This window comes from Citrobacter sp. RHBSTW-01044 (assembly GCF_013781945.1).
Classification (GTDB): Bacteria; Pseudomonadota; Gammaproteobacteria; order Enterobacterales; family Enterobacteriaceae; genus Citrobacter; species Citrobacter braakii.
Window position 1 is genome coordinate 4,559,307 of the sequence record NZ_CP056180.1, and the last position, 25,105, is coordinate 4,584,411.

General features: G+C 53.3%; 24 protein-coding genes. 6 read left to right on the forward strand and 18 right to left on the reverse strand.

What is annotated here, in order from left to right; translation table 11 throughout:
• Positions 1 to 22: 22 nt before the first annotated feature.
• The 5 genes from HV352_RS21810 to dnaB form a co-directional block, all read right to left on the reverse strand.
• Positions 23 to 379 (reverse strand): MmcQ/YjbR family DNA-binding protein, encoded by a 357-nt coding sequence (locus tag HV352_RS21810; protein WP_016155357.1) that lies wholly within the window; start codon positions 377 to 379, stop codon positions 23 to 25.
• 126 nt (positions 380 to 505) lie between these two features.
• Positions 506 to 1,219 (reverse strand): acid phosphatase AphA, encoded by a 714-nt coding sequence (aphA, locus tag HV352_RS21815; protein WP_003826615.1) that lies wholly within the window; start codon positions 1,217 to 1,219, stop codon positions 506 to 508.
• Positions 1,220 to 1,468: 249 nt separating this feature from the next.
• Positions 1,469 to 2,662 carry an aromatic amino acid transaminase gene (gene tyrB, locus HV352_RS21820; protein ID WP_016155447.1) on the reverse strand — a complete coding sequence of 398 codons (1,194 nt, stop codon included), beginning with the start codon at positions 2,660 to 2,662 and terminating at the stop codon, positions 1,469 to 1,471.
• A gap of 129 nt (positions 2,663 to 2,791) precedes the next feature.
• Positions 2,792 to 3,871 (reverse strand): alanine racemase, encoded by a 1,080-nt coding sequence (alr, locus tag HV352_RS21825; protein ID WP_047357731.1) that lies wholly within the window; start codon positions 3,869 to 3,871, stop codon positions 2,792 to 2,794.
• Between the two features lie 47 nt (positions 3,872 to 3,918).
• Positions 3,919 to 5,334: a replicative DNA helicase gene (gene dnaB, locus HV352_RS21830; protein ID WP_003826610.1), complete on the reverse strand. Its 1,416-nt coding sequence runs from the start codon at positions 5,332 to 5,334 to the stop codon at positions 3,919 to 3,921.
• Positions 5,335 to 5,398: 64 nt separating this feature from the next.
• Here dnaB and HV352_RS21835 point away from each other — a divergent pair, with 64 nt between their 5' ends.
• Complete coding sequence (locus tag HV352_RS21835; protein WP_016155445.1) at positions 5,399 to 6,382, forward strand: quinone oxidoreductase; 984 nt, start codon at positions 5,399 to 5,401, stop codon at positions 6,380 to 6,382.
• 232 nt (positions 6,383 to 6,614) lie between these two features.
• Here HV352_RS21835 and pspG read toward each other — a convergent pair whose 3' ends face one another.
• From pspG to HV352_RS21850, 3 genes are all read right to left on the reverse strand, one after another.
• Entirely contained in the window at positions 6,615 to 6,857 is a 243-nt protein-coding gene (gene pspG / locus HV352_RS21840; protein ID WP_016155352.1) for an envelope stress response protein PspG, read from the reverse strand.
• A gap of 133 nt (positions 6,858 to 6,990) precedes the next feature.
• Positions 6,991 to 7,989: a tRNA dihydrouridine(20/20a) synthase DusA gene (gene dusA / locus HV352_RS21845; RefSeq protein ID WP_181635085.1), complete on the reverse strand. Its 999-nt coding sequence runs from the start codon at positions 7,987 to 7,989 to the stop codon at positions 6,991 to 6,993.
• Positions 7,990 to 8,096: 107 nt separating this feature from the next.
• A complete protein-coding gene (locus HV352_RS21850; RefSeq protein WP_016155350.1) occupies positions 8,097 to 8,585 on the reverse strand; it encodes a cupin domain-containing protein in 489 nt (162 codons plus the stop codon).
• A gap of 115 nt (positions 8,586 to 8,700) precedes the next feature.
• Between HV352_RS21850 and zur the strand changes: the two genes are divergently transcribed.
• Positions 8,701 to 9,219: a zinc uptake transcriptional repressor Zur gene (gene zur / locus HV352_RS21855; protein WP_003031709.1), complete on the forward strand. Its 519-nt coding sequence runs from the start codon at positions 8,701 to 8,703 to the stop codon at positions 9,217 to 9,219.
• 48 nt (positions 9,220 to 9,267) lie between these two features.
• On the opposite strand, the gene HV352_RS21860 is transcribed toward zur, so the two are convergent.
• The 4 genes from HV352_RS21860 to HV352_RS21875 all read right to left on the reverse strand — a co-directional run bounded on the left by HV352_RS21860 (position 9,268) and on the right by HV352_RS21875 (position 12,153).
• Positions 9,268 to 9,477, reverse strand: a complete 210-nt coding sequence (locus HV352_RS21860) for a CsbD family protein (protein WP_019077869.1) — start codon at positions 9,475 to 9,477, stop codon at positions 9,268 to 9,270.
• 135 nt (positions 9,478 to 9,612) lie between these two features.
• Entirely contained in the window at positions 9,613 to 10,932 is a 1,320-nt protein-coding gene (gene dinF, locus HV352_RS21865; RefSeq protein ID WP_181635086.1) for an MATE family efflux transporter DinF, read from the reverse strand.
• Between the two features lie 134 nt (positions 10,933 to 11,066).
• Entirely contained in the window at positions 11,067 to 11,675 is a 609-nt protein-coding gene (gene lexA / locus HV352_RS21870) for a transcriptional repressor LexA (RefSeq protein WP_003826596.1), read from the reverse strand.
• Positions 11,676 to 11,784: 109 nt separating this feature from the next.
• Positions 11,785 to 12,153: a diacylglycerol kinase gene (locus tag HV352_RS21875; protein WP_003826594.1), complete on the reverse strand. Its 369-nt coding sequence runs from the start codon at positions 12,151 to 12,153 to the stop codon at positions 11,785 to 11,787.
• 171 nt (positions 12,154 to 12,324) lie between these two features.
• Here HV352_RS21875 and plsB point away from each other — a divergent pair, with 171 nt between their 5' ends.
• Positions 12,325 to 14,745 (forward strand): glycerol-3-phosphate 1-O-acyltransferase PlsB, encoded by a 2,421-nt coding sequence (plsB, locus tag HV352_RS21880; RefSeq protein WP_016155442.1) that lies wholly within the window; start codon positions 12,325 to 12,327, stop codon positions 14,743 to 14,745.
• A 60-nt stretch (positions 14,746 to 14,805) separates the two neighbouring features.
• Here the strand turns inward: plsB and ubiA are convergent, their stop codons facing one another.
• The 5 genes from ubiA to malK form a co-directional block, all read right to left on the reverse strand.
• Positions 14,806 to 15,678, reverse strand: coding sequence for a 4-hydroxybenzoate octaprenyltransferase (ubiA, locus tag HV352_RS21885; protein ID WP_003826589.1), 873 nt, complete (start codon positions 15,676 to 15,678; stop codon positions 14,806 to 14,808).
• Positions 15,679 to 15,691: 13 nt separating this feature from the next.
• Entirely contained in the window at positions 15,692 to 16,189 is a 498-nt protein-coding gene (gene ubiC, locus HV352_RS21890; protein ID WP_016155346.1) for a chorismate lyase, read from the reverse strand.
• A 180-nt stretch (positions 16,190 to 16,369) separates the two neighbouring features.
• Entirely contained in the window at positions 16,370 to 17,317 is a 948-nt protein-coding gene (gene malM / locus HV352_RS21895) for a maltose operon protein MalM (RefSeq protein WP_181598667.1), read from the reverse strand.
• Between the two features lie 113 nt (positions 17,318 to 17,430).
• A complete protein-coding gene (locus tag HV352_RS21900; RefSeq protein ID WP_016155344.1) occupies positions 17,431 to 18,789 on the reverse strand; it encodes a maltoporin in 1,359 nt (452 codons plus the stop codon).
• 176 nt (positions 18,790 to 18,965) lie between these two features.
• Positions 18,966 to 20,075: a maltose/maltodextrin ABC transporter ATP-binding protein MalK gene (gene malK, locus HV352_RS21905; RefSeq protein ID WP_016155343.1), complete on the reverse strand. Its 1,110-nt coding sequence runs from the start codon at positions 20,073 to 20,075 to the stop codon at positions 18,966 to 18,968.
• 359 nt (positions 20,076 to 20,434) lie between these two features.
• Between malK and malE the strand changes: the two genes are divergently transcribed.
• The 3 genes from malE (at position 20,435) to malG (ending at position 24,262) form a co-directional block, all read left to right on the forward strand.
• Entirely contained in the window at positions 20,435 to 21,625 is a 1,191-nt protein-coding gene (gene malE / locus HV352_RS21910) for a maltose/maltodextrin ABC transporter substrate-binding protein MalE (protein WP_016155342.1), read from the forward strand.
• A 187-nt stretch (positions 21,626 to 21,812) separates the two neighbouring features.
• The gene (gene malF, locus HV352_RS21915; protein WP_016155440.1) at positions 21,813 to 23,357 is read left to right on the forward strand and encodes a maltose ABC transporter permease MalF; all 1,545 of its coding nucleotides are present in this window, start codon (positions 21,813 to 21,815) and stop codon (positions 23,355 to 23,357) included.
• A gap of 14 nt (positions 23,358 to 23,371) precedes the next feature.
• Positions 23,372 to 24,262 (forward strand): maltose ABC transporter permease MalG, encoded by an 891-nt coding sequence (gene malG / locus HV352_RS21920; RefSeq protein ID WP_016155340.1) that lies wholly within the window; start codon positions 23,372 to 23,374, stop codon positions 24,260 to 24,262.
• 366 nt (positions 24,263 to 24,628) lie between these two features.
• Here malG and psiE read toward each other — a convergent pair whose 3' ends face one another.
• Positions 24,629 to 25,039 (reverse strand): phosphate-starvation-inducible protein PsiE, encoded by a 411-nt coding sequence (psiE, locus tag HV352_RS21925; protein WP_003031674.1) that lies wholly within the window; start codon positions 25,037 to 25,039, stop codon positions 24,629 to 24,631.
• Positions 25,040 to 25,105: the final 66 nt, after the last annotated feature.

Below are 25,105 nucleotides of genomic sequence, written 5' to 3' on the forward strand. Positions count from 1 at the left end.
GCGCCTCATTGCGGAAAACAGATCAGGACTGCGCCAGTATCCGGCGTTTATCTTCCGGCAGCGTGTTTACGGCCTGCTGATAAGAGGCGTCTACCAGGTAGTAGATTTGCGAATCCGGCAGCGAGCCGTCCAGATACACCGTACTCCAGTGCGCCTTATTGAGATGCCGGCTTGGCCGTACATCGCTATGCTGCTGACGTAACAACTCTGCCAGTTCCGGGCTGGTTTTCAGTGACACCGCCGGGCGTTCTTCCACCTCTTTTACCATGGCAAAAAGTACATCTTCGACTTTGATTTGTGTGGCCTTCCAGTCACTGTGTACGCTCTGCTCGGCGCCCATTTTTGCCATGCAGTATTGCAGCAACTCCGAATTTGTCATCTTAATTCCCCTTACCAGCATATTGCCTAATGAGAACATCTTTTATTCAGTGTGCAGCAAGTCCGCAAAAGGTAAAAGCAGGTAACGCAAATTTGTTTAAAAAAACAACAACCGCAAGCAACATCCTCAATACTCCGAGTTGACGATCACCTCTTCACCAAACGCGCCGGCCTGTGGTAACGGTTTATAAGTGGAGTTAGAAGCGCGTAAAATACGAATACCGCGAATACCCACATCTCGGGCGGCGGTAATGTCATTATCAGAGTCGCCGTAGAACATGCGGATATTTTTATCCTGCAGCCACTGCGTTTTCGTATTCTGGCCCGGCTTATCACCGGCAAAAATGACCGGGTTCATATTGCCGGCCGGGATGTGAAAGTTATCGGACAGCGTTTTCGACACCGTTTCGGTCTTCGTCTGGCTACGCCCGGTTACGAAAAAGATGCTGTCGCCGCGACGCACATGCATATCAATCAACTGACGCGCCACTTCTTTCGGAATGCTGAATTCGTCCCAGCCATTGTTCATTTTTTCCCAGAAGGCCGGGTTTTTCAGGTAATCCTCACTGTCCGGAGAATACGTTTTTTTTCCGCGCCAGAAGCCTGGGCTGGAAAAGAGGACGGTGTCATCGATATCAAACCCGACGGCCATCGGCGGGCGTCCGGTCAGGCTGTTTTCAATTTGTGCCACGGAGACCCAGTGAATGGGTGCCTGCTCAGCGAGTTTTGCAACGTTGGTGCCTGGATTAAGCTGAGAGGGAGAGGAAACTAACGCCTGGGCCGGCTGATTTAGCGTGAACAATAAACAAACGGCACTCAGTGCCAACGTAAACTTGCGCATATTTTTCCCTAAGTAGTCAGTTAGTTATCATTTTTTTATTAACAACTGGTCAAAAAACTATCTGACCTTACCCCTTAGGGGGAGGGAAAGGAAGGATTTTCTCTGGTTTTGTCCTGGAAAAAGAGCATGATCACATTGGAAAACAGACCAATAGCACGGTGAAAGAAAGTAGGCCGGATAAGGTGATTACACCGCCATCCGGCAATACAATGCCTGATGGCGCGACGCTTATCAGGCCTAAAAACCCGGTTACATGACGGCGGCAAATGCCTTCGCCACCCGCTGCACGTTACCGTGATTCAACCCGGCCACGCACATACGACCGCTGGCTATCAGGTACACACCGAACTCATCGCGCAGGCGATCGACCTGAGCAGCGCTGAGCCCGGTATAGCTGAACATCCCGCGCTGTTGCAGCAGGTAATCAAAGTTACGACCAGGGATCTCCGCATTCAATACGTTAACCAGCGCCTGGCGCATCGCCAGAATACGGGTACGCATCTCTTCGACTTCCGCCAGCCAGCTGGCTTTCAGCGCGTCATCACCCAACACTGCGGCCACAACCTGCGCACCAAAGTTTGGCGGGCTGGAATAGTTACGACGCACCGTCGCTTTTAGCTGCCCCAGAACGCGGCTGGCGGCATCAGCGTCTTCACAGACCACTGAAAGTCCGCCGACACGCTCGCCGTACAAAGAGAAAATCTTCGAGAATGAGTTGCTGACCAGTGCAGGCAATCCGGCGCTGGCAATGGCGCGGATCGCATAAGCATCGTCTTCCATTCCACCGCCGAAACCCTGGTAAGCAATATCCAGGAACGGGATCAGATCGCGAGCTTTCAGGATCTCAATGACACCATCCCATTGCGCGGGGGTTAAATCCGCACCCGTCGGGTTATGGCAGCACGGATGCAGCAGTACGATGCTGCGCGCCGGTAAGGTGTTCAGCGTGGCCAGCAGGTCGTTGAAACGCACGCCATTGGTGGTGTCGTCATACCAGGGGTAAGTACTTACTTCGAACCCAGCACCTTCAAAAATCGCGATGTGGTTTTCCCAGGTCGGATCGCTGACCCACACGCCAGAATCAGGGAAATAGCGTTTCAGGAAGTCTGCGCCAACCTTTAGCGCACCGGAACCGCCCAGCGTCTGAATCGTTGCGACGCGCTGCTGCTGGAGAACCGGATGATCTGCGCCAAACAGTAGCGGCGCAATAGTATGGCGATAAGTGTTCAAACCTTCCATCGGCAGATACAGCGAAGCGCCATGCGGTTTGGCATTCAGTCGGGCTTCCGCTTCTGCCACCGCTTTGAGCTGAGGAATAATGCCGTCTTCGTTGTAGTACAGACCGATGCTGAGGTTCACTTTGTCGCTACGTGCATCGTCTTTGAAACGCTCCATGAGCGATAAAATCGGGTCGCCAGCGTAGGCGTCAACTTTTTGAAACACGTGTGGTTCTCCAGGTTTACAGGCAGGGGTTAAGAACACAATAAACCGGAAGCGGGAGAAGATCGAGAGGATGTTGAGAGGAATATTGCCGGATGGCGGCGTAACCGCCTTATCCGGCACATCATGAACTTAATCGATGTACTTCATTGCCACCCTTGAGGTCAGGCGCGTGATAAGTTCGTAAGCACTTACTTTCGTCATTTCAGCAATGCGTTCAACGGGCAGGCCCTCACCCCACAGGATAACCGAATCGCCGGCTTTGTCCTGCGCCTCGGGACCTAAATCGACGCAAATCATATCCATCGCGACGCGACCGACGATCGGCACTTCACGGCCATTGACCAGTACCGGTGTCCCAGACGGCGCTGCGCGCGGATAACCATCACCATAGCCCATCGCCACCACGCCAAGACGCGTGTCGCGCTCGCTCAGCCAGGTTCCACCATAGCCAACCGGCTCGCCCGCTTTGTGTTCACGCACCGCAATAAGGCTGGAAGTGAGCGACATCACCGGCTGGCAGCCAAAATCGGCACCGATAGAGTGGTTTTCCAACGGCGATACGCCATACAGAATCAGCCCCGGACGCGCCCAGTCGAAGTGAGACTGCGGCCACAGCAGAATACCACCCGACGCGGCGATCGAACGCTGACCCGGTTTACCTGCGCAAAAGCTATTGAAGATATCGAGCTGCTTTTCGGTCGCACCGCACTCAGGCTCGTCCGCGCGCGCAAAGTGGCTGACGATATTGACCGGCTGGCGCACGTTTTCACATTGCGTCAAGCGCTGATAAAACGCCTGGGCCTGCTCAGGACGCACGCCCAGGCGGTGCATTCCCGTGTCGAGCTTCATCCAGACGGTGACCGGTTCAGCCAGTACCGCGGCTTCCAGAGCTTCAAGCTGCTCCTGGTTGTGGACGGCAGTATGCAGACGCTGCGCGGAGATAGTCGGCAGATCGGAAGCATCAAAAAATCCTTCCAGCAGCAGGATGGGCTGCGTGATCCCTCCTGCTCGCAACCGCAGGGCTTCTTCAAGACGAGCGACACCAAAAGCGTCCGCATCGGGGAGCGTTCGCGCGGTCTCTAACAGACCATGGCCGTAAGCGTTCGCTTTCACGACCGCAACCAGTTTACTGGCTGGAGCCAGTTCACGCAGACGTTGCAGGTTGTGTCGCAGAGCGCGGCGGTTAATGACTACAGTTGCCGCTTGCATTTGTATTCCTTGATAAGTATTTGCTTGAGTAACCTGATTCAGTGTTGTTATTCGTCGTCGTACTGCGGGCCAGCATAGTTATCGAAGCGCGACCACTGACCGTTAAACGTCAGGCGCACCGTACCGATCGGGCCGTTACGCTGTTTACCGATAATGATCTCGGCGATGCCTTTCAAGTCGCTGTTTTCGTGATAAACCTCATCACGATAGATAAACATGATTAAGTCGGCATCCTGCTCGATGGAGCCGGACTCACGCAGATCCGAGTTGACCGGACGCTTATCGGCGCGTTGTTCCAGAGAGCGGTTAAGCTGCGACAGCGCCACCACCGGCACATGCAGTTCTTTCGCTAACGCTTTCAGCGAGCGGGAAATTTCAGCAATTTCCAGCGTACGATTGTCGGAGAGCGACGGCACGCGCATCAGCTGCAGGTAGTCGATCATGATAAGTCCGATACCACCGTGTTCGCGGGCGATACGACGGGCACGTGAGCGCACTTCCGTTGGCGTCAGGCCGGAGGAGTCATCAATATAGATGTTTCGTTTCTCCAGCAAAATACCCATTGTTCCGGAAATTCGCGCCCAGTCTTCATCATCCAGTTGACCGGTACGGATTTTGGTTTGGTCTACACGTGAGAGTGAGGCCAGGGAACGCATCATGATCTGTTCTGAGGGCATTTCAAGACTAAAGATAAGAACCGGCTTATCTTGCAGCATCGCCGCATTTTCGACGAGGTTCATTGCAAATGTCGTTTTACCCATCGACGGACGCGCGGCGACGATAATTAAGTCTGACGGCTGCAAACCAGCAGTCTTTTTATTGAGGTCGTCATAACCGGTGTTGACCCCGGTGACACCATCGTGGGGCTGCTGGAACAGCTGTTCGATACGCGCGACGGTAGCGTCGAGCACATCGGTAATATTTTTCGGACCTTCGTCTTTATTGGCGCGACTTTCAGCAATTTTAAAGACGCGGGATTCCGCGAGGTCCAGCAGATCTTCACTGGAACGGCCTTGCGGATCAAACCCGGCTTCCGCGATCTCGTTCGCCACCGAAATCATGTCACGAACAACGGCACGTTCGCGGACAATATCCGCATAGGCACTAATGTTCGCTGCACTTGGCGTATTTTTAGATAACTCAGCCAGGTAAGCAAAACCGCCGACGCTGTCCAGTTGCCCCTGAACTTCCAGCGATTCTGCAAGCGTGATCAGATCGATGGGTTTTCCCATCTCCTGCAGGCGATGCATTTCGGTGAAGATGTGCCGGTGCGGTCGGGTATAAAAATCTTCCGCCACCACACGCTCAGCCACATCGTCCCAGCGCTCGTTATCCAGCATTAAACCGCCCAACACCGACTGTTCCGCTTCAATCGAGTGCGGCGGTACTTTCAGCCCGGCGACCTGGGGATCGCGCTCACGAGCATCAGTCTGTTGTTTGTTGAAGGGTTTATTTCCTGCCATAGTGAATGGAGTTACCGAGATAATGATTGGGTCGAAAGATTACCACATTTCTTTTGGAGGAAGCATGGCAACACGTATTGAATTTCACAAGCATGGTGGCCCTGATGTACTCAAGGCTGTGGAGTTTACGCCTGTAGACCCGGCGGAAAATGAAATCCAGGTCGAGAACAAAGCGATTGGGATCAACTATATCGACACCTATATCCGCAGTGGTCTTTATCCGCCGCCTTCTCTGCCCAGCGGTCTGGGTACCGAAGCCGCAGGCGTGGTCAGTAAAGTCGGTAGCAAAGTGACGCACATTAAAGCCGGCGATCGCGTGGTTTACGCTCAGTCCCCCCTGGGCGCCTACAGCTCAGTGCATAACGTCCCGGCGGATAAAACCGCTATTTTGCCCAACGCTATCTCGTTTGAACAAGCTGCCGCCTCATTTCTTAAAGGGCTCACCGTTTTTTATCTGTTGCGTAAGACCTATGAAATTCAGCCCGATGAACCATTTTTGTTCCATGCGGCAGCAGGCGGCGTCGGTATGATTGCCTGCCAGTGGGCAAAAGCATTGGGTGCGAAGCTGATTGGCACCGTCGGTAATGCGCAAAAAGCGCAAATTGCGCTGCAGGCCGGCGCATGGCAGGTCATTAACTATCGTGAAGAGAGCATTGTAGAACGAGTAAAAGAGATCACTGGCGGTAAAAAAGTGCGGGTGGTGTATGACTCGGTGGGGAAAGATACCTGGGAAGCCTCACTGGATTGCCTGCAGCGCCGGGGGCTCATGGTCAGCTTTGGTAATGCTTCCGGACCGGTGACTGGCGTTAACTTAGGCATTCTGAATCAGAAAGGTTCGCTGTATGTGACTCGCCCTTCACTTCAGGGTTACATCACCAACCACCATGAATTAACCGAAGCCAGCAATGAGCTTTTCTCGCTGATTGCCAGCGGAGTGATCAAAGTGGATGTCGCACCGGGCCAAACGTTCGCACTGCACGACGCGCAGCGTGCTCATGAAGTGCTGGAAAGCCGGGCCACACAGGGGTCGAGTTTGCTGATCCCGTAACGCCCTCATTTCCGCTAAATAATTCAAGCCGCCAACAAACCTGCGGTTTGAATTATGAAGGGGGAAGAAAGAATTAGGGCTTCCCGTAGGAAGCCCTTTCTTTTTTTAGTTCGGCTGTATGTAGGGTACAGCTCGATGAATTCGTTAACCTGGCAATAGTGACAGATTTGATAATCAATTCCTATTTGCTTCTAAAGGCAATGTTGCAGGTTGTGACACACCGCTCAATACCTTAGTAAAATCGGCGGTTATTGCGCTGATACTGTGGGACTTTTGGCGCTTTTATCGCCTTGATAACCCACACCACGGCAACGGCCAATAACAGCCAGGGCAACAGTTTAATCATCAACGCAAATAGTCCGCCCAAAAACATCACCACAGTGGCTACCACCAATGCGGCCAGCACTCCCAGCAAAGATACGCCGGTGACCATCAGCATGATAAAAAATCCAATCACAAAAAGTAGTTCCAGCATGGCTCTCTCCCGAAATGAAATACTCTCCACAGCTTTACAAGAAACATGCCAAAATTAATATATTGATTTATAAAGCAAACGCCCCGCGACGAAGCGCAGGGCGTGGTGAAATTCACTAACTTTTGGCGAAAACTTAACGTTTGTCTGCCACCAGCTTCAGCGCATGTTCCAGAACCTCAATATCTGCCCCGGCTTTATGCGCATTTTCGCTCAGATAGCGACGCCACTGCCGTGCCCCTGGAATCCCCTGAAACAGTCCCAGCATATGGCGCGTGACATGCCCCAAATAGGTTCCTTTACTCAGTTCACGCTCAATATACGGATACATCGCACGCACTACGGCGACCGGATCGGCATCTTCGCTGGTGAAAGCAAAAATCTCGCGGTCAACGGACGCCAGAATGCCTGGGTTTTGATAAGCTTCGCGCCCCACCATCACGCCATCCATATGTTGCAGATGGATTTTCGCTTCTTCCAGCGATTTTATGCCACCGTTGATCGACATTGTCAGATGCGGAAAATCGCGCTTTAGCTGATAAACACGGTCATAATCCAGCGGTGGGATTTCGCGGTTTTCTTTCGGGCTTAGCCCAGACAGCCAGGCCTTGCGGGCGTGGATGATAAACATCTCACATTCACCGTTACCGGAGACCGTGTTGATGAAATCGCACAGGAATTCGTAGCTGTCCTGGTCATCAATACCGATACGGGTTTTCACCGTTACCGGAATCGATACCACATCGCGCATCGCTTTGACGCAATCAGCGACCAATTGCGCATTTCCCATCAGACAGGCACCAAACATTCCATTCTGTACACGATCGGAAGGGCAACCCACGTTGAGGTTAATTTCGTCATAGCCCCGTTGTTCAGCAAGCTTTGCGCACTGCGCCAGCGCAGCCGGATCGCTCCCGCCCAGTTGCAAAGCGACTGGATGTTCTTCTTCGCTATACGCCAGATAATCGCCTTTACCATGAATGATCGCGCCGGTGGTTACCATCTCCGTGTAGAGCAGCGTCTGGCTGGACAGTAAGCGCAAAAAGTAGCGGCAATGTCTGTCCGTCCAGTCGAGCATCGGCGCAATAGAAAAACGATGAGCGGGAAAAGCGGTAGACTGAGATTCAGGCAGCATGGCGAATATTCAAGCATCCGGTTAAAAAAGGGGCGCTACTATAGCATAGACCATTACGATAGTGAGCCACATCCTCGCGGTTCCCCCTCCCTGCTCCCCGACAAGCGCTATTTACGCCCCGGTTTTCCGTCGTGAGATCCAAAAAACTGCGGCGGATGGTCGACCCAACGATCCTCACGCGTGGCGGCATAAACCGGATTAAGCGGATAATAAATACGATTGTATTTTTTGTTCGCCTCACCCACGACCAGCAGACGTACCTCTTCACTGGTGTTATTGATAAAGGTGTGACACACGCCGGTGCCCGCCGGGAAACCGACGCTGTCGCCCGGTTCCAGCTTCCATAAATAACCGTTAATCCAGGCTTCAGGATATCCCTCCAGCACATAGATAAACTCTTCCTCATCGCTTTCAGCGTGCGGATACGAGGTGCGTCGGCCCGGCGGCAGGCGCTCATGATGAATGCCGAGTCGCCCTAACCCCAGCTTGCGGGCAAGCGGCGCACCTATGGAAAACAGCTCATCGCTGTCGGGATAGGTGGAGTCATCAGCCCCCTCAACTTCACGCCAGTGACGAATACAATCGGGTCTTTTCATGATTATTTTCCAGTATTGCGATGGGTCAGGTATAGCACACCGCAGTGGATCTCGGTGTTTTAAACAGAACATGTTAAAGTAAAGGATTAACCTTGCACGCAAATCGAGGCGCCAAATGGACAAAACCACCACGCAGGAGTTATTGGCTCAAGCTGAAAAACTCTGTGCGCAACGCAACGTACGGCTTACGCCACAACGCCTCGAAGTGCTGCGCCTGATGAGCCTGCAGGAAGGCGCAATCAGCGCTTACGACCTACTTGACCTGTTGCGGGAAACCGAGCCGCAGGCCAAGCCGCCGACCGTGTATCGTGCGCTTGATTTTCTGCTGGAACAAGGCTTTGTGCACAAGGTGGAATCCACCAACAGCTATGTGCTTTGCCATCTGTTCGATCAGCCAACTCACAGTTCCGCAATGTTCATTTGCGACCGCTGTGGTGTGGTAAAAGAAGAGTGCGCGGAAGGCGTGGAAGACATCATGCATACGCTGGCAGCAAAAATGGGTTTTGCCCTGCGACATAACGTTATTGAAGCCCACGGACTATGCCCGGCCTGTGTGGAGGTTGAGTCATGTCGTCACCCTGGCGAATGCCAGCATGACCATACGATTCAGGTGAAGAAAAAAGTTGGGCGTTAAGCGGGTGGGAGAGCGTACATCCTTGTACTCTCAGGAGGGAAGGGTTAATTACCAGCGGTAATCATTACGTTTTTCCCAATCGGTCACTTCTTTCTCCGCCTGATCTTTCGCGTAACCGTAACGCTCCTGGACTTTACCGACCAGTTGGTCACGTTTACCTTCAATGACCGTCATATCATCATCGGTCAGTTTGCCCCATTGCTCTTTCACTTTACCTTTAAACTGCTTCCAGTTACCGCCGACTTCGTCTTTATTCATCATCAAGTCCTCATCGTTAGGTTGTGAATAGCGAGAGTGCCATGTCCAGACACATGCTGTTTTTGCTGGACGTGAGAATAAGTGTAGTCAGGGATTCTGGGTTTTATTTACTATTCGGAATTTTTAACCATCCGCTCAGGCAAACCAGGTTCCATTACGCCAGTGACGCCGCCAGATAAAGGCCAGGGAAAGCCCACGCAGCGCGAGAAAAACGGTTAACGCCAGCCACAAACCATGATTTCCCAGCAACGGTAAAGCCAGTAGCGTTAATGCGAATCCTGCTGCGGCAACGGCCATACTGTTGCGCATTTCTGCAGCCCGTGTCGCTCCAATAAACATACCGTCGAGCAGATAACACCACACCCCCACCAGCGGCAAAACCACCTGCCAGAAAAGATAGCGATCGGCCAAAAGTTGGATTTGCGGCAGCGAGGTCAGCAGCGCAACAATCTGCTCGCCAAACAGGGCATAAACCAGCGAAAACAGAATAGCCACAATACCGGACTGTCGACAGGCCGCCCGCCAGACATCAAGCAACTGGCTGCCATCCCTCGCCCCATAGGCCTGACCCGAATGCGCTTCCACGGCATAGGCAAATCCATCCAGCGCGTAGGCGGTAAACGTCAGCAGAGTCATCAGAACGGCGTTTACCGCGATGATATTGCCTCCCAAACGCGCGCCCAGAACCGTAATGGCCCCAAAGCAGAGCTGTAACAGCAGCGAACGCAGCATGATGTCGCGGTTGAGCGCCAGCAAACGACGGAAGTTGCCACGCCACGCCAGCTTCAACATTGCCGGCGAAATTCCACGCATATGCAGGACTTTGCGTACCATCATCAGGCCAATCAGCAGCGTGGCATATTCGGCAATCACCGTCGCCAACGCCGCCCCCTGCACGTTCATATGCAGGCCCATAACCAACCATAAATCGAGCACAATGTTGAGAATATTTCCGACAATCAACAGGATAACTGGCGCGCGCGCATACTGAACGCCAAGCAACCAGCCGAGCAGCACCAGATTCGCCAGCGATGCGGGTGCGCTTAACCAGCGGATTTCCAGGAAACGTCGGGCCTGCTCCAGTACCGCCTCACTTCCGCCGACAATGTGCAGAGCCAGATCGATAATCGGCGTACGAAACAGTGCGATAAGCAGCCCAGCCCCCAGCGCCAGCAATAGCGGCTGCACCAACGCGCGCGCCAGCGCCTGCGGATTTTTCGCGCCAAATGCCTGTGCGGTAAGGCCGGTGGTACTCATGCGCAAAAAAAGCAGCAGCATAAAGAGAAAGCTGGTCGCCGTGGCGCCAACAGCAACGCCGCCAAGATAGACCGGACTATCCAGATGACCAATCACCGCGGTGTCCACCAGTCCCAACAGGGGAACGGTGATATTGGAGAAGATCATCGGTAAGGCGAGGTGCCAGAGTGCTTTATCAGAAGAGGTAAAGAAAGGCATACAGGAGAGCCTGAGAAGAAGTTAGATGTACTGAAAAAAGATGCTGTGTAGGCCCGGTAAGCATAGCGCCACCGGGCAAGTTGCCGGATAGCGACGTAAACGTCTTACCCGGGCTACAGGGAATCAACAGAAAATTACAGCCATTCACCGTTACGAATGACGCCTACCGCCAACCCTTCAATAGTGAAGTTTTGCTCGCGCAGGTCGACAACAATAGGTTTAAATTCGCTGTTTTCTGGCAGGAGTTCAACCTTGTTGCCCTGCTTTTTCAGGCGCTTAACGGTGACTTCGTCGTCGATACGGGCAACAACAACCTGACCGTTACGCACATCCTGAGTTTTATGCACAGCCAGTAAATCACCGTCCATAATACCGATGTCTTTCATCGACATACCGCTAACGCGCAGCAGAAAATCGGCGTTCGGTTTGAACAGTGAAGGATCGACCTGATAGTGGCCTTCGATGTGCTGCTGCGCCAGCAGTGGCTCGCCTGCCGCTACGCGTCCGACAAGCGGTAACCCTTCTTCTTCTTCCTGCAGCAGTCGAATACCGCGCGATGCGCCGGATACAATTTCAAGGACGCCTTTACGCGCAAGCGCTTTCAGGTGTTCTTCAGCGGCGTTTGGGGAACGGAACCCCAAACGCTGCGCGATCTCCGCACGCGTCGGTGGCATACCTGTCTGGCTGATGTGATCCCTAATGAGATCAAACACCTCTTGCTGCCTGGCCGTTAACGCTTTCATTCCGCCCCCTGGGTGTATATACAGTTATGCTGTGAGTATATACAGCTAAAGGTGATTTTGGAACCGCAAACTGCACAAAAAACAGGAGATTTATGCAGTTGTGGAATCTTTATCGCAAATGCGACCACAACAGGATGCCCCAGGTGATCAGAGCGACAAAAATAGACAGCAATACCGCTGCCGAGCCCATATCTTTCGCCCGACCGGAAAGTTCGTGATACTCAGAGCCAATACGGTCAACCACCGCCTCAATCGCACTGTTGAGGATTTCAACGATCATCACCAGCATCACGGAACCAATCAACAGCACGCGGGTAATGGCGTCAACGTCCAGCCAGCAGGCGATGGCTACGCCCAACAGTACGGCAACGCTTTCCTGGCGGAATGCCGCCTCATTGATCCATGCGGCGCGAAAACCTTTCCAGGAATAGCCTGCAGCTTTGATAATTCGGGTGAATCCAGTGGTATTATTGGCCATCAAAAAGAACCTTTTTACATTATTAGCGTCAATGTCATTGTAACGTTACCCCGTTTGTTTCAGGGTGTGGCAAAGCAGCGCGAAGTATGACCGGATACACCAGAAATTCACTAAACTTTCTGATATCCTTGCAGCGCATTTGCATTATTAACCAGAGGCTTTACATCGTTTATGTCCGGCTGGCCACGAATTTACTACAAATTACTGAATTTACCATTAAGCGTCCTGGTAAAAAGCAAGTCTATTCCGGCAGAACCTGCCCCGGAATTGGGGCTCGATACTTCTCGTCCCATTATGTACGTCCTACCGTACAATTCAAAAGCAGACTTGCTGACGCTGCGTGCCCAATGTCTGGTGCACGATCTCCCGGATCCCCTGGAACCGCTGGAGATAGACGGAACTCTGCTGCCGCGCTACGTGTTTATTCACGGCGGCCCGCGCGTGTTCACCTATTACACGCCGAAAGAAGAGTCCATTAAGCTGTTCCATAACTATCTCGACTTGCACCGCAGCAATCCAGACCTGGATGTGCAAATGGTGCCAGTTTCGGTGATGTTTGGCCGTGCGCCTGGGCGTGAAAAAGGCGAGGTCAATCCGCCGCTGCGCATGCTGAACGGTGTACAGAAATTCTTTGCTGTGTCCTGGCTGGGTCGCGACAGTTTTGTCCGCTTCTCCCCGTCGGTCTCCCTGCGTCGCATGGCGGACGAACACGGTACGGATAAAATCATCGCTCAGAAGCTGGCTCGCGTGGCGCGCATGCACTTTGCTCGTCAGCGTCTGGCCGCAGTCGGCCCGCGCCTCCCTGCCCGCCAGGACCTGTTCAATAAACTGCTGGCCTCAAAAGCTATCGCTCGCGCGGTAGAAGATGAAGCGCGCAGTAAAAAAATCTCCCACGAAAAAGCGCAGCAAAATGCCATTGCGCTGATGGAAGAGATTGCCGCCAACTTCTCCTACGAGATGATTCGTCTGACAGACCGTATTCTGGGCTTTACCTGGAACCGTCTGTATCAGGGGATTAACGTTCACAATGCGGAGCGTGTACGTCAGTTGGCGCACGATGGGCACGAAATCGTCTATGTTCCGTGCCACCGCAGCCATATGGACTATATGCTGCTGTCGTACGTTCTGTACCACCAGGGGCTGGTTCCGCCGCACATCGCTGCCGGTATCAACCTGAACTTCTGGCCAGCAGGTCCGATTTTCCGCCGTCTGGGCGCGTTCTTTATTCGTCGTACCTTCAAGGGCAACAAGCTCTATTCCACCGTTTTCCGCGAATACCTGGGCGAGTTGTTCAGCCGCGGCTACTCGGTTGAATACTTTGTCGAAGGAGGCCGTTCACGTACCGGGCGTCTGCTCGACCCGAAAACCGGCACGCTGTCGATGACCATTCAGGCGATGCTGCGCGGCGGTACGCGTCCGATTACCCTCGTCCCCATCTACATCGGCTACGAGCACGTAATGGAAGTGGGCACGTACGCGAAAGAGCTGCGTGGCGCGACGAAAGAGAAAGAGAGTCTGCCGCAAATGCTGCGTGGCTTGAGCAAGCTGCGTAATCTGGGTCAGGGGTATGTCAACTTTGGCGAACCGATGCCATTGATGACTTACCTCAACCAGCATGTACCGGAGTGGCGTGAATCGATCGATCCTATCGAGTCCATCCGCCCGGCCTGGCTGACGCCGACGGTGAATAGCATTGCCGCCGATCTGATGGTACGCATTAACAACGCAGGCGCGGCCAATGCCATGAACCTGTGCTGTACCGCGCTGTTGGCCTCCCGCCAGCGCTCTCTGACCCGTGAGCAACTGACTGAACAGCTCGACTGCTATCTGAGTCTGCTGCGCAACGTGCCGTACGCGGCGGATTGTACGGTTCCTGCGCAGAGCGCCAGTGAATTGATCGACCACGCCTTACAGATGAATAAGTTTGAGGTCGAGAAAGACACCATCGGTGACATCATCATTCTGCCGCGCGAGCAGGCGGTATTGATGACGTATTACCGCAACAACATTGCGCATATGCTGGTTCTGCCTTCGTTGATGGCAGCCATTGTGACTCAGCATCGTCGTATTTCACGCGCCGCGCTACAGCAGCATATTGATGCGCTGTACCCGATGCTGAAAGCAGAGCTGTTCTTACGTTGGGAGCGTGATGAACTCGCCGGAGTGATTGACGAACTGGCCAGCGAAATGCAGCGCCAGGGACTGATCGCCCTGAACGATGACGAACTGCATATCAATCCGGCCCGCTCCCGTACGCTACAGCTGTTGGCGGCGGGTGCTCGCGAGACGTTGCAACGCTACGCCATTACCTTCTGGCTGCTGAGCGCGAACCCGTCTATCAACCGTGGCACGCTGGAGAAAGAGAGCCGCACCGTGGCGCAACGCCTCTCCGTACTGCACGGCATTAACGCGCCGGAATTCTTCGATAAAGCCGTGTTCAGCTCTCTGGTGCTGACGCTGCGTGACGAGGGATTCATCAGCGATACCGGAGATGCCGAACCGGAAGAGACGATGAAAATCTATCAGATGTTGGCCGAACTGGTCACGTCAGATGTGCGTCTGACCATCGAGAGCGCCACACAAGGCGAGTAAGCATAAAAAAACCGGTCGAAATGTAATGACCGGTTTTTTATTTTGCAGGCTAAGCCAAACTCAAAAATGCCAGTAGCTCATCGCCAGCCCTAAGAACAGCACCAGACCGACGTAGTTATTGTTCATAAACGCTTTAAAACAGGCATCACGCTCGCGATTGACGATCAGTTTCTGCTGATATACAAACAGCGCGCCAGCCACCAGCAGAGACCAGTAATAACCCAGTCCCAGCCCGTTTAGCCAACCCACCAGCGCCATCAGCACCAGTACGCCCACCTGCAGGATACCAATGATCAGCTTGTCGTTTTGACCGAACAGAATCGCGGTCGATTTAATGCCGATCTTCAGGTCATCATCGCGGTCAACCATCGCATATTGGGTGTCGTAGGCCACCGCCCAGAGAATATTGGCGAGGAACATCAGCCAGCAGCTCAGCGGTACGGACTCGCTCACGGCGGCGAACGCCATCGGGATCGACCAGCCAAACGCCGCCCCCAGCACCACCTGCGGCAGGTGCGTATAGCGTTTCATGAACGGGTAAACCCACGCCAGCGCTAACGCCGCAACGGACAACAAAATGGTCATCGTGTTGAGCGTCAAAACCAGCAGGAAGGCCAGCAGTACCAATACGACGAACAGCGTTCGGGCCTCTTTTTCAGTGACGGCCCCGCTCGGCAACGGGCGATTTGCGGTGCGTTTAACATGTCCGTCAAATTTCCTGTCGGCATAATCATTCACCACGCAGCCGGCGGCGCGCATTAACCAAACGCCAGCGACAAAAACCGCCAGGATCCACAATTGTGGCATGCCTGGGGTTGCCACCCACAATGCCCACAGCGTAGGCCAGAGCAGCAGTAAGGCACCGATTGGCTTATCCGTACGCATCAAGCGGTGAAATGCCAGCAGCTTATTCTGCGTCAGACTCCACTCCATCTTTATCTTCCTCTCAGTACAACGGCGATGCAGGTAGAAAAAGCTCGGTAAGCATCAGCGGCTTACCGCTCAGCCGCAGGCGGGAACGGCGCCCCCACAGCGCTGCATCGCGGCCAATCTCAATAAAATCTCGGGTCAATGTCGATGATGTAAACAGGTAACGTCCGAGCGGGGTTTTCCCCAGATTTTGTAAGGCCAGCTCAGGGCCGCACAAGGTTGATTCAGGCACCACGGTCCGCCCGGCAAGCCAGGGTTCACCATCCGCGCATAACAGGATCTCACGTAACCAATAACGGGACTCTTTAGGCAGCAGCGGCAGCTCTTCAGGCACCTCATTTTGCCCAACGAATGCTTCGCGAATCAACGTTACGGTGACCTGTTTTCCCTGCTGCTCAAAACGTTTAGTCATGGAATCTTCCAGTAACAACCAGTCGAGCAGTTGGGCGTCCAGCGCCGGGATCGCATCAAAATAACGCAGCGCACGCAGTTGCGTTAACGCAGGGTGTGGCATGCCTTACTCTCCGATTTATAACTTGAAGGCATTGTATCGCAGAAAATGCATTACGGGGTGAGCAAACACAATTAAGTGATCGCCAGAGCAACATAAGTGTAACAATTAGCACCGAAGGATAAAAAAAGGTGCGCCAGGAGACGCACCAGTTGTTGCAAAATCAACAATGCGGGGCGATGTTTACCCCTTGCCTTTTACACTGCTGATAAAGGTGGATCGGGCAGATTTGGATCCCAGACGCTCAGCTTCATCAAGCAGCTTCAGCGCTTTATCGACATCGCCTTTCGCAACAGCATCCTTAATGCCCTGGTTAAAATAACTTTCCGTGTCGTTCAGCATCGGCTCACTTTTCTTCACCGGTTGTGGCGCTGGAGCAGCAACGGCTGCTGCCGGAGCCGCATAGGTCACCGCAGGCGCGGCGGTATTGCCCACCGTGACAGGACCGGGGCCGGATGAACCAAACAGCGGCCCGACCAGAACACTGGAGGAGGAGCTGGTTTTGACTTTCAGTTTCAGTAAACCGTCGGTGGTATGACGGGCGATCGGGTCTGGAATATCCGGAATAGCGTTACCTACGCCCTTGGCATAGGCTTTTGCCGGGTCAAGCAGGGTTGTGGTCTGCTGGAGATCTTTATCAGTGGTAAAGACCAAAACATAGAGTTTTTGCTGACCCAGCGCTGGCGTCAGACGCATTACCCCTTCCAGACGATCGGCACTCATCACGCCGGGCTCCTGGTAGGTAAAATAGCTGCTGGGGAAGAACGCAGATGGCGTCATGTTTTGGTCAAGAATTAATACGTTTGGCGCAAATACGCTGGTTTGTTTATTCACTTCACTGGACAGCGTCAGGGTGAGCTCGCCAATATTCGCCGGGACGCTATACGCAGCGACCGGGCCGGTAATACCGGCGACATCCAGACGCTGACCCGCTGTCGCAAGCGGCGAAGACTGGGTTTTGGATTGATCAACAGGCGTCCAGGTTAACTGCTGCAGCGCAGCAGTGGGAATAGATGGGGCCGCGGTGGTGTTCTGCGGAACAATATTCACATCGGCCAGGCTGATGCCAGGTACGCTGGCAAATAACCCTGCAGATAAACAAAGGGCAACGAGACTTTTCTTCATTTTCATTGTTATCACCTCAGATAGCATGGGTTCAGCGGTGGCCAGGCAATAGCGCGCTAAACCGTAATCAAGAGGGGCTTGCGCCCCTCTTTCGGTCTTTACGTCAGGTTAGTGCTGAATTACCACCAGATTTCCATCTGGGCACCGAAGGACCACTCATCGTTGTCGCCACGGCTGGTTGTGCTGAGACCTGAGTTCGTTGCCGCTGCGAATTTGGTTACGTCGTTACCATTTTTGATGTAACCCCACTCTTCATCCCATTTTGCATAGGTTGCGAAGACGCGGATTGCCGGACGAGACCAGATGCTGTCACCCGCCTGCCATTGTTGGGCCAGGGTGATTTTGTACTGGCTGTTGCGATCGCTGGTCTGCTGAGATTTGACGTTGTCGTAACCGACTTCCAGCAGGGTGCTCATGATTGGCGTCCATTTATACATCGGGCGAATACCGACGGTGTACCATTCGGTCCCCAGGTCGTTATCCATGTCGAGGTTCTGGTACATACCGACGTACATCAGGTCCCACTTGTCGCCCAGGGAGATTGCACCGTGGTCCAGCACGCGGAACAGGCTACCGTTGTTATTCACAACGTTGTTGGCATAGTTGGTTTTAACGCCAGTAACGGGATCTTCAATGGTCGTAGTGGAAGAACCATAAGAACCCTGGTTCAGGCCTTTGCCCTGGGTGGTCATGGAATCTGTGGCGTACTGAACGACAAACTTGTTGTAGCCCTTCAGCATGCTCTGGGTATGTTCAGCGGTGAACATCCAACCATCTTTAGATGCGCCGTCCGCCAGCCTGTAATCATCGGTGGTATTCGCGCGACCATAGTCAACGCCCAGTTCCAACATCCCATCCGGGTTAGTTGCCAACTGCGCTAAACGAACGTCAAATACATCGTTCGCGGTGTCTTTGGTACGATCATAGATATTCTGGCTGCTGAAAGCGTATGAACCACCCGCTTCCTGTGAACGGCTCGCTGCCAAAGACAGTTTACCGAAGCCCAGATCGATGTTTTCAATACCGGCGCCAGGACCTGAAATATCCCAGTAGTAGAAGTCGATCATGTGTACGTCATGACGCTGGTAGAAGCGCTTACCGGCCCAGATAGTGGAGCCTGGCAGCCATTCGATCAGGTTTTTACCCTGCACGTTTGCTTCACGGAATGCCGGGTCTGTGCCTTCCCAGTCATTCTGCTGTGCGACGGAGTAAGCAACGTTGGTGTCGAAGTAGAAGCTCTTATCGCCTTCTTTCCACACTTCCTGACCTAATTTGATTTCCGCATAGGTTTCACATTCGTTACCGAGACGGTATTTACTTTGTGCACCGGTTGCCTGGAAACACTGTTGTTCACCGCCACTCCCTGTCCAGCCAATACCGGAACGAGCGTAACCGTGGAAATCTACAGCCATTGCCTGAACAGACATAATGCCTGCTGCTACAGCAACCGCCAGAGGGAGTTTGCGCAGAGTAATCATCGTTCTATCTCCTGAGATCATTGCTTTTCTTTAAACGCGTCCCCCTTCGGGCTGCCTCTTTGTTGGCTGCGTTCTTTCACCCCAGTCGCGTACTCTTTGTACACTCCCGGGGATTCATTTACTTGCCGCCTCGATGTAGCTTCGAATGGCTTTGCGTTTCGTTTTTTATGGGGACCTTAAACGCCCGGCTCTTGATGCAACCGACGACATGCAGTGCCATCCTCACGGAACAGATGGCAACGCTCTGGCGGCAGGCCGATAGCGAATGTGGCACCCTCTTCTACCAACACCACGTCATTCTGGCGGTAAACCAGGTTTTGACGGATGGCGGGGATCTGGATATGAATTTGAGTTTCGTGACCAAGCTGCTCGACCACCTGCACTTCACCTTCGAGGGTGACATCGGCGATATCGCTGGGCAGCAGATGTTCCGGGCGGATACCTAAAGACATGTTGGCACCAACCTGTACCGCATGGCTGTCCACCGGTAGCCATATTTGCTGGCGGTTGGGCAGTTCAACCTGCACCTGATCGATGGCCGTCCCGGTGACTTTCACCGGCAGGAAGTTCATCTTCGGCGAGCCAATAAAGCCCGCCACAAAGCGGTCAGCCGGATAGTGGTATAGCTCCAGCGGTTTGCCGACCTGCGCCACGCGACCAGCATCCAGCACCACAATTTTGTCGGCCAGCGTCATCGCTTCGACCTGATCGTGGGTGACGTAAATCATCGTGCGGCCAAGACGTTTATGCAGGCGGGAGATTTCAATACGCATTTGCACACGCAGAGCGGCGTCGAGGTTCGACAGCGGTTCATCCAGCAGGAATACGCGTGGCTCGGCAACCAGCGTTCGGCCAATCGCCACACGCTGACGTTGTCCGCCGGAAAGCGCTTTCGGTTTACGCTCCAGCAGGTGCGCCAGTTGCAGAACTTCCGCGACCTGATTCACGCGCTGATTCATCACCTCTTTTTTTGCGCCAGCCAGTTTGAGGCCAAACGACATGTTTTCTGCGACGGATAAATGGGGATACAACGCGTAGGACTGAAAGACCATGCCCACGCCGCGTTCGGCGGGGGGAATGTCGTTCATCCGGGTCTCCCCGATAAACAGGTCGCCACTGGTGATGGTTTCAAGTCCGGCGATCATACGCAGCAAGGTCGACTTACCGCAGCCTGACGGTCCGACAAACACCACGAATTCCCCTTCGTGAATGTCGAGATTGATATCTTTCGATACCACCACGTCACCCCAGGCTTTCGTTACATTTCGCAGCTGTACGCTCGCCATGCCCTTCTCCCTTCGTTACAACCTGTCATCGACAGCAACATTCATGATGGGCTGACTATGCGTGATCCCTTGACTGCGTGAATCCTCCACCCCCGGCTTTTTTATGGGGGAGGAGGCGGGAGGATGAGAGAACAGCGTCTGAGACCCGGGCCGTACGCCGCGGAGGAATTTCGTGATGCAGCCTGCAAAAATCAGTGGGTTTTTATGTGCGCCAGTACGCAATACTCACATTTATGTAACACAGATCACATAAAGAGCGGGTGGGGCGTAGGGGTAAGGAGGATGGAAAGAGGTTGTCGTATAAAGAAACTAGTAACCGTTAAGCCACCTCTGCAAAATCACCAAACAGGATGGGAACTATGAAAATCAAAACTGGCGCACGCATCCTCGCATTGTCTGCATTAACGACGATGATGTTTTCCGCCTCGGCTCTCGCCAAGATTGAAGAAGGTAAGCTGGTTATCTGGATTAACGGCGACAAAGGCTATAACGGCCTCGCTGAAGTGGGCAAAAAATTCGAGAAAGACACCGGTATCAAAGTCACCATTGAGCACCCGGACAAACTGGAAGAGAAGTTCCCACAGGTTGCCGCGACTGGCGATGGCCCTGACATCATCTTCTGGGCACATGACCGTTTTGGCGGCTATGCTCAGTCTGGCCTGCTGGCTGAAATCACCCCAGATAAAGCGTTCCAGGACAAACTCTATCCGTTCACCTGGGATGCCGTACGCTATAACGGCAAACTGATTGCCTACCCGATTGCGGTTGAAGCGCTGTCGTTGATTTATAACAAAGACCTCGTTCCAAACCCGCCAAAAACCTGGGAAGAAATTCCTGCGCTGGATAAAGAGCTGAAGGCGAAAGGAAAATCCGCGCTGATGTTCAACCTGCAAGAACCGTACTTCACCTGGCCGCTGATTGCCGCCGACGGCGGTTACGCGTTCAAGTTTGAAAACGGCAAGTACGACGTGAAAGACGTGGGCGTGGACAACGCGGGCGCAAAAGCGGGTCTGACCTTCCTGGTTGATCTGATCAAGAACAAACACATGAACGCGGATACCGATTACTCCATCGCCGAAGCGGCCTTTAACAAAGGTGACACCGCGATGACCATCAACGGTCCGTGGGCGTGGTCCAACATCGATAAGAGCAAGGTGAATTACGGCGTTGCCCTGCTGCCAACCTTCAAGGGTAAACCGTCCAAACCGTTCGTGGGCGTTCTGAGCGCAGGTATCAACGCTGCCAGCCCGAACAAAGAACTGGCAAAAGAGTTCCTCGAAAACTACCTGCTGACCGATCAGGGTCTGGATGAAGTGAATAAGGACAAACCGCTGGGCGCGGTTGCGCTGAAATCCTTCCAGGATCAGTTAGCGAAAGACCCGCGTATCGCGGCCACCATGGATAACGCCCAGAAAGGCGAGATCATGCCGAACATCCCGCAGATGTCTGCATTCTGGTATGCCGTTCGTACCGCAGTGATCAACGCTGCCAGCGGCCGTCAGACCGTCGATGCCGCGCTGAAAGATGCACAAGGTCGTATCACCAAGTAATACGGTTTCCCTTATTTCTTAGGGAATCAGGTTTATTGAATACGTTGTTACGCGAAATCATTCGCGCTACATCGAGGCGGCAAGGAGGCAAATCCCCAGGAGCTTACATAAGTAAGTGACTGGGGTGAGCTTCCGCAGCCAACAAAGAGGTAGTGCGAAGGATAAAGCGTAAAGAGGATTGATCCCCATGGATGTCATTAAAAAGAAACACTGGTGGCAAAGCGACCGGCTGAAATGGTCAGTGATGGGTCTGCTTGGGCTGCTGGTCGGTTACCTTGTTGTTTTGATGTATGCTCAGGGGGAGTACCTGTTTGCCATCATGACGCTGATTTTAAGCTCTGCTGGCCTGTATATTTTTGCTAACCGTAAAGCCTACGCCTGGCGCTATGTTTACCCAGGCGTTGCAGGGATGGGGCTGTTTGTCCTGTTTCCGCTAATTTGTACTATCGCAATTGCCTTTACCAACTACAGCAGCACCAACCAACTGACCTTTGAACGTGCTCAGGAAGTCTTGATGGACCGTTCTTATCAGGCGGGGAAAACCTACAACTTCGGCCTGTATCCGGCGGGTACGGAGTGGCAACTGGCCCTCACCGACGGTGAAACTGGCAAGAATTATCTCTCCGACGCCTTTAAATTTGGCGGCGAACAGAAACTGCAGTTGAAAGAAGCCGAGGCGCTGCCAGCGGGCGAACGTGCGACGCTGCGTATCATCACGCAAAATCGCCAGGCGTTAACCCAACTCACCGCCATCCTGCCGGATGAAAGCAAAGTGATTATGAGTTCACTGCGCCAGTTTTCCGGCACGCAGCCACTCTATACGCTCGCTGATGACGGCACGCTTACCAACAGCCAAAGCGGCGTAAAATACCGCGCCAACAACGATATTGGTTATTATCAGGCAATTAACGCTGACGGTAGCTGGGGTAACGAAAAACTCAGCCCAGGCTATACCGTTGCCATCGGTTGGGACAACTTCGCCCGCGTATTTACCGACGAAGGCATTCAGAAACCGTTCTTCGCCATCTTTGTCTGGACGGTGGTCTTCTCCGTTCTGACCGTGATCCTCACCGTGGCCGTGGGGATGGTACTAGCCTGTCTCGTACAGTGGGAGTCTCTCAAAGGCAAAGCGATTTACCGTGTCCTGCTGATTCTGCCGTATGCCGTACCGTCGTTTATTTCGATTCTGATTTTCAAAGGGCTGTTCAACCAGAGCTTCGGTGAAATCAACATGATGCTGAGCGCACTGTTTGGCATCAAACCGGCCTGGTTCAGCGACCCAACCACCGCGCGTTCGATGATTATTATCGTCAACACCTGGCTTGGTTACCCGTACATGATGATCCTGTGCATGGGTCTGCTTAAAGCGATCCCTGACGACCTGTATGAAGCGTCGGCGATGGATGGTGCAGGTCCGTTCCAGAACTTCTTTAAGATTACGTTGCCACTGCTGATTAAGCCGCTGACGCCGCTGATGATCGCCAGCTTCGCCTTTAACTTTAACAACTTCGTGCTGATTCAACTGTTGACCAACGGTGGTCCAGACCGTCTTGGTACCACCACGCCAGCAGGCTATACCGACCTGCTCGTGAGCTACACCTACCGTATCGCCTTCGAAGGCGGCGGTGGTCAGGACTTCGGTCTGGCGGCGGCGATTGCCACGCTGATCTTCCTGCTGGTCGGTGCGCTGGCCATCGTGAACCTGAAAGCCACGCGTATGAAGTTTGATTAAGGGAGACAACGAACATGGCTATGGTACAACCCAAATCTCAGAAACTGCGTCTCTTAACAACGCACTTGCTGCTGCTGATTTTCATTGCAGCGATCATGTTCCCGCTGCTGATGGTTATCGCTATCTCGCTGCGTGAAGGTAACTTTGCCACCGGCAGCCTGATCCCGGAAAACATCTCCTGGGAACACTGGAAACTGGCGCTGGGCTTTAGCGTTGAGCATGCGGATGGCCGCGTGACGCCGCCGCCGTTCCCGGTGCTGTTATGGCTGTGGAACTCGGTGAAAGTAGCCACCATTACCGCGATCGGTATCGTGACGCTTTCCACCACCTGCGCTTACGCCTTTGCCCGTATGCGTTTCCCGGGCAAAGCAACCCTGCTGAAAGGGATGCTGATATTCCAGATGTTCCCGGCGGTGCTGTCTCTGGTCGCGTTGTATGCTTTGTTTGACCGCCTGGGCCAGTATATTCCGTTTATTGGTCTGAACACTCACGGCGGCGTGATCTTCGCCTATCTCGGCGGTATTGCGCTGCATGTGTGGACGATTAAGGGCTATTTCGAAACCATCGACGGTTCGCTGGAAGAAGCGGCCGCGCTGGATGGCGCAACGCCATGGCAGGCATTCCGCCTGGTGTTGCTGCCGCTTTCCGTTCCGATTCTGGCGGTCGTGTTTATTCTGTCTTTCATTGCCGCGATTACCGAAGTACCGGTCGCATCACTGCTGCTGCGTGATGTGAACAGCTATACCCTTGCGGTAGGTATGCAGCAGTACCTCAATCCACAGAACTATTTGTGGGGCGACTTTGCCGCCGCAGCTGTACTTTCAGCCATTCCGATCACTCTGGTGTTCCTGCTGGCACAGCGCTGGCTGGTCAACGGACTGACGGCGGGTGGTGTGAAAGGTTAAGTTTTACCGAAGTAACTGCCCGGCAACGGGCAATGCCACTGCAACCCTCAACTTATGTTATCCCAACCTGTGACTGTTATTCGGCGCTCTACGGAGCGCCCTTTTTTATGTTATTTTGCATTACGCTTACGATTATTTCCTTTCGTGCTCCCCATCACTGCAAATCAATTTTTCGCCTGAAATTCGAAAATTAAACAGAATTAGTTTGGCGCAGGCGTTATCAACCTAAGCTTTACCGTATTAGCGATCATGACGGTGGATAAATTTGAAGAACTGTGGGAACCCGCGGCGGAGAAAACCCAGCCGGCCTCTGCGCAGTAATTTTTACCCAAAACACGCCGCAGCCCAATTGCGGCGTGTTGTCTTTTACTCTCGCTTCAGCCGTTTGGAATTACACAGCCACAGGGTGATCACCAGCAGCAGGATCGCCGCAGAATAGATCAGCACATCCATCGGCGCTTTATGATCGACAATGATCAGCCGCACAATCGCAGTGATCCCGATATAGACAAAGTAGCGCAGCGGAAAGTGAAAACCTGACTGAAAGTACTTCACAATCAGCGCGATAAATTCAAAGTAGAGAAAGTAAACCACCAGCCCTTCCACCAGTTCATACTTGCTGGTTTGTTCCGGCGCGAACAGCACATCCGCCAGATGCAGCGTTTCTTTCCCGAGGAATACGACCAGGATCAGGCCCAGACTCAGCAACCCCAGATTCAACACGGTCTGTAAAATAGTGGAGATAAACTCCACGCGCGGACGAGATAGCGATGTCATAACAGCACCTCTTACTCAGTGGCAAGGTTCCTGTATAACGCAAAAATGTGACAGAGATCTACATTT